The organism is Variovorax rhizosphaerae (genome assembly GCF_037889975.1).
Lineage (GTDB): Bacteria > Pseudomonadota > Gammaproteobacteria > Burkholderiales > Burkholderiaceae_C > Variovorax > Variovorax rhizosphaerae.
In genome coordinates this window covers 1-4,284 of record NZ_JBBKZT010000084.1, presented here as the reverse complement: position 1 = coordinate 4,284, position 4,284 = coordinate 1, and the positions used below count along the sequence as shown (strand labels likewise).

6 protein-coding genes and 3 pseudogenes are annotated in these 4,284 nt (G+C 61.7%); 3 read left to right on the top strand and 6 right to left on the bottom strand.

Annotation, left to right across the window (positions count from 1 at the left end):
* Window positions 1-179: 179 nt before the first annotated feature.
* A pseudogene (locus WKW82_RS40275) lies at window positions 180-578 on the bottom strand (IS6 family transposase); the annotation flags it as partial.
* A 58-nt stretch (window positions 579-636) separates the two neighbouring features.
* Here WKW82_RS40275 and WKW82_RS40825 point away from each other — a divergent pair.
* A pseudogene (locus WKW82_RS40825) lies at window positions 637-789 on the top strand (DDE-type integrase/transposase/recombinase); the annotation flags it as partial.
* Window positions 790-845: 56 nt separating this feature from the next.
* On the opposite strand, the gene WKW82_RS40265 reads toward WKW82_RS40825, so the two are convergent.
* On the bottom strand, window positions 846-989 hold the full coding sequence (locus tag WKW82_RS40265) for a hypothetical protein (RefSeq protein ID WP_340348808.1): 144 nt from the start codon (window positions 987-989) through the stop codon (window positions 846-848).
* Window positions 990-1,053: 64 nt separating this feature from the next.
* Entirely contained in the window at window positions 1,054-1,602 is a 549-nt protein-coding gene (locus WKW82_RS40260) for a hypothetical protein (protein WP_340348807.1), read from the bottom strand.
* A gap of 35 nt (window positions 1,603-1,637) precedes the next feature.
* Here WKW82_RS40260 and WKW82_RS40255 point away from each other — a divergent pair, with 35 nt between their 5' ends.
* Window positions 1,638-1,766, top strand: coding sequence for a hypothetical protein (locus WKW82_RS40255; RefSeq protein WP_340348806.1), 129 nt, complete (start codon window positions 1,638-1,640; stop codon window positions 1,764-1,766).
* Window positions 1,767-2,510: 744 nt separating this feature from the next.
* On the opposite strand, the pseudogene WKW82_RS40820 reads toward WKW82_RS40255, so the two are convergent.
* Window positions 2,511-2,868 (bottom strand): annotated as a pseudogene (locus WKW82_RS40820) (IS30 family transposase); the annotation flags it as partial.
* Between WKW82_RS40820 and WKW82_RS40245 the strand changes: the two are divergent.
* Window positions 2,864-3,283 carry a hypothetical protein gene (locus WKW82_RS40245; RefSeq protein WP_340348805.1) on the top strand — a complete coding sequence of 140 codons (420 nt, stop codon included), beginning with the start codon at window positions 2,864-2,866 and terminating at the stop codon, window positions 3,281-3,283. The pseudogene WKW82_RS40820 and the gene WKW82_RS40245 overlap by 5 nt on opposite strands.
* Before the next feature lie 120 nt (window positions 3,284-3,403).
* On the opposite strand, the gene WKW82_RS40240 is transcribed toward WKW82_RS40245, so the two are convergent.
* Both WKW82_RS40240 and WKW82_RS40815 read right to left on the bottom strand, forming a co-directional pair.
* Window positions 3,404-3,994: an acyl-homoserine-lactone synthase gene (locus tag WKW82_RS40240; RefSeq protein WP_340348804.1), complete on the bottom strand. Its 591-nt coding sequence runs from the start codon at window positions 3,992-3,994 to the stop codon at window positions 3,404-3,406.
* Between the two features lie 31 nt (window positions 3,995-4,025).
* On the bottom strand, window positions 4,026-4,280 hold the full coding sequence (locus tag WKW82_RS40815; protein ID WP_422823714.1) for a DUF4902 domain-containing protein: 255 nt from the start codon (window positions 4,278-4,280) through the stop codon (window positions 4,026-4,028).
* Window positions 4,281-4,284 lie beyond the last annotated feature (4 nt).

Genomic DNA, 4,284 nt, shown 5'->3' with positions numbered 1-4,284 from the left:
AACTTGAAGCGCAGATACCAGCGAACGCACAGCACGATGATCTCGCGCTCGAAGTGACGTCCCTTGAACAGTTCGTTCGTGCACTGCAACCTCTTCGCCATCGATGCGCCTTCAATTCAAAAGCCGTAGCCTACCGGAGGTGCGATTTGCACCAGAACCCTTGCGGACACATCATGTAGATTGATCGCGCGCTCGAAGAAGCGACGGGCCGCAGTTACGTCGCGGGGTGCAGTCAACAGGAAATTTACGGTCTGCCCGAGCTTGTCGACTGCGCGGTACAAGAACTTCCACTGGCCGCCACCAACACGTAGGTCTCGTCGACACGCCACGATGGGCCGACCGGCAGCTTGCGCCGGCGCAGCACCGCCGCCAACACCGGCTACACCTTCATCGCCCAGCGGTGCACCGTGGCGTGATCGACCACACCGCGCTCGGCCATCATCTCTTCGATGTGGCCCAGGCTCATGGGTAGGCCGCGTACCAGCGTACGCAGACCAGCATCACTTCCAGCGGGAAGTGCAGTCGCTTGATCACACGGCGCAGCGTCAAATTGCCACCTGGATGTGAAGCGGGACCATGGGGGCATTCTCGCCGGCCTACTGCGACAGATCCCCCGCGCTAGCGCTTGGGTGTTTCTGGGTCCAACGTTTCGTGCCCGAGTTCGAGAAGCGCTGGAATCGTTTTGCACGCAAGGCCGGCCGATCCTGGCGCGTCGACAGAACGTATTTGAAGATTCGGGGCAAGTGGAGCTACCTCTACCCGGCAGTCGATCGCGAGGGTCAGAGGGTCAGACCGTGGACGGCCGACAGCAAGCGCTTTCAAACTCGTCCCTCAGCGCGTCATCGTTAGCGGGTTGCGCTGCGCACCGCGCCGCTGAAAACCAACGCGGCTACGTCGCGCACAAGCTCGACCATGGCCTTCTGGGTCAGCGTCGACGGGCGGGTGGCAGCGATCGCGATGGACAGCTTGCTGCGAAGGCTTGGCTGCACGATTGGATAAACGTGGTTATTCAACCATCCGCGCGGTCACACCGCGCCGGATACCTTTGCTACCTCAAATGCCGCGCCGGAACAGATTGCCGAATCGCCCTTTGCGCGACGCTGGCGATGATGCTGCCTTGCGGTCTCGATAAGCCGCCCTTTCCTTCCCCAGCGCTTGCGCAAGCGCGGCAACACTGACGCTGTCGTAGTGCCAGATGCCTGAGACGGAGAAGTGGGCGACATCCGTTCCATTCGGCTTGGGGGTGATCCGAATGTCCCTCGCGCCAATGCTCTGCAGGGTTTCGGAACGTGCAGTTGCCAACCGCGCCTCATTTCCCTTGTATTCCTCCAATGCGCGGTTCAGTTCGATGCCGATGGCACTGATGGCGACGCTGCGATCAGCGATGAACGTGACCACCTCCGCCAGCACGAGCTTGGGCAATGCCTTCGCGCGAAAGTCCCCAAAATCGACAGTCCAAAAGTTCTTTATGCGTACTTCGCTGCCGTTGGCACTCGTCGTGACGGACAGAACCCTGCCGATCAGCGTTTCCTCATCGTAGACCTCGATGGGGTCCCCCAATACGTAGCTACGCCCGTTTGGTCCGGTCAGGGTGAGGCGCATAAATGTCATCGCCGGTAAATTGAAACACCTTTGCCTTGCGCATGGAGACGCGGCGCCAAGACTCCTCGAGCCTTCCCAACTTTGTTCACGTACCGATCATCATGCTGATGCTGATGCTGATGCTGATGCTGATGCTGATGCCGATGGATGGATGCGCTTATTGATCGTAGCTTTGGCGGCGGGTCTGGAACCAACCCGTTCGCCGGGATTCCGCTGACCCATGGGCGGGTATCGGAAAGCATTGCCAGCACCTGGTTGCCAGGTGGCACAACGTGGTCAGCTCAGTATAAGCATTTGGGTCGAGAACGCGCCGGCGCCAACATGCCACTCCCGACGCGCCCGCACGGATTGCGCCAGATCGTTGTCCCCACTTGCCGGCGGAATGGTGCAGTGAGCAAGGCATACGGCGCGCGCGGCCTGCGGCGTTTCGTGGCACTCAGCGGTGCGCTCTCCAGGTCGTCGACACTGGTCGCAAAACGTGACGAATTTCCGCTCACGCGACGCAATGAAAGCTTTTGGTTGACTGTCGCCCAGCGGGCGGGATCGGTAAGCTTGGGGCAACGGTGCAGTGCACTTCACGACATTTTTACCATGCTCAGAATAGCTCTCCTTCTCTCCTCTTTGGTTCTGTCGGTTGGCATGGTCGTCACGTTCGGCTTTGTAGCGTTGGCAGTGTGCTTTGGGCTCTGCTTGCTGACGGTGGTTATTTCCTCTGCGGGTGTGGAAGAAGAGCAAGTCGCTCCGCCCACGCAACCCGGCCCGCGCCACTTGGCGTCTAGCCTCGCGTCGCCTTGCGTCGCATCGCTGAATTCTGGGTGTGAGGTGGGATCGCTCCCGTGATGCGACGCGACGTTGCAGCGACGATGATTCAGACGGCGGTTTCAAGCCTGAAACGCAACGGGGTTGAGTTATTGAACTGACGCGGGCGGTTGATTGGACGATGCCAGTGTTCGTGCGAACACCTCCAAGCGGCGTATGCCAAGCGTGCGTGGCGGGAGGCCTTTTGTTCATGCTGTGGGCTATCCCGTCGAGCTCGTCCTGGCTGAACAGGCTCAGTTCTGTGCCCTTGGGCACGTACTGCCGCACCAGGCCGTTCGTGATCTCGCAGGTGCCGCGCTGCAAGGGGCTGTGCGGGTCGCAGAAGTACACCTTGACGCCGGTCTGGACAGCGAGATCGGCGTGACGCGACATTTCCTTGCCCTGGTCGTTTCAGCCTGGCAGAGAAGCCAGCAAGCGCCGAGGCAGGGTCGCGTCGTCCATCTTGGCCGGCGCGCAGATCAAGGACACCTCGCATGTGCAGGCGCTGGTCGATCACACGCGCGGTACCCGCGCGCATCGAGCCTGCGACCACCTGGCGCAAGCCGCACCGGCCAGCGCCGAGTTGCTCAGACGCGCCGGGCTCCGAGGCCACAACCTGGGTTCGATCACGGCCGCGCTGATGCGCCTCTCGCAGCGCTATGGCTCCGCCGCGCTCCAGGCGGCCATCACCGATGCGCTCGAGCGCGACGTGCCACACCCCAACGCCGTGCGCCTCGCCCTGAAGCGCGCCCGCGAAGCCAGTGGCCGGCCGCCGCCGGTGGCGTTGGTGCTGCCCGGGCACGACGCGCGCCTTGACGCCCCGGAGCGCACACACGACCTGGCTTCCTACGACCGACCGGAGAACGTCGATGAACACGAGTGACTCCACGACACCCGCGATGATGTCCGAGGCACGCCTTTATTCATTCGCGCGAGGTGCATTGAACGTCCAGTTGGCGCGCCGTAGGCGTAGGCGCCTCGGCTCGCGAAGGTAAGACGCGCCTCAGTGGGACGTCTTCTGCGGGACCTTCTGAACTTGCGTTTCCACTTCGATCCAGCACGCGAAGATTGGATGGCCGTCGATGATCTTCGGCGGCGCTGCGCGGTGGGTGCGGATGCCTCCGCGACGCAGCAGCCGCTCGACTCCCAGTGGCGACACGGTGATGATGCGTTGCGCCCCCTGTTCGGCTGCGACAGCGATCGCCTTGTGAAGCAGTGCGACCGCCACTTTCGAAGAAAACTGGCGCATTGCACCGCCGTGAGACAGGTTGAAATCGACGGCCGCAAAGCGCGAGAGTTCCCAGATGCGCGGGTCCCGCGGCACTTCAGCCCCTCCGAGCAAATCGGGAAACACTTCGCCCAGCAGATAGGGGCTGGTCGTTGGGAGTAGCCGAGCTGTTCCAACAATGCGACCCTCGTCGTCGCGGGCGGCCAGGTACAGCGTGTCGGCACGATCGAACTGGTCTTTCTCGAGACCATGTTCTGTCACAAGGTCCCATCCCAATGTCTCAACGAATACCCTGTATCTGTAACGCCCGACGTCTTCGAGAACTTGTCGCGCGAGGTGGCCAGGTCGGCCCGCGAGTATTTCCATTTGCTACTTTCCCGAGGTGTGCCAGGGTATTTCAGCGTTGCCTCGGCAGTAGCGGAACTATCAGATCTGGTAGGTCAGGTTGAATAGCGTTTGCACACCGCATCAAACGCCGGAGCGTTCCAGTCAAAGTTGTCAATGAAGGAGGCCAGCACTTCAAGGCTTTCGTCCCACGGTAGCGGTTCTGCTCCCCGTTGACGACGAGCACGTTGGTGCGCGGCAGCCCCTGGCGTACAACGCGCGGCGACGCGGGGCATGTCTCAAGTTTCCAGTCCCAGCCGAGCGTCAGCTTC

Excerpts from the sequence above, each read along its gene's own strand:
- WKW82_RS40260 (WP_340348807.1), bottom strand. The coding sequence starts at position 1,602 with ATGCGCCTCACCCTGACCGGACCAAACGGGCGTAGCTACGTATTGGGG.
- WKW82_RS40240 (WP_340348804.1), bottom strand. The coding sequence starts at position 3,994 with ATGGAAATACTCGCGGGCCGACCTGGCCACCTCGCGCGACAAGTTCTC.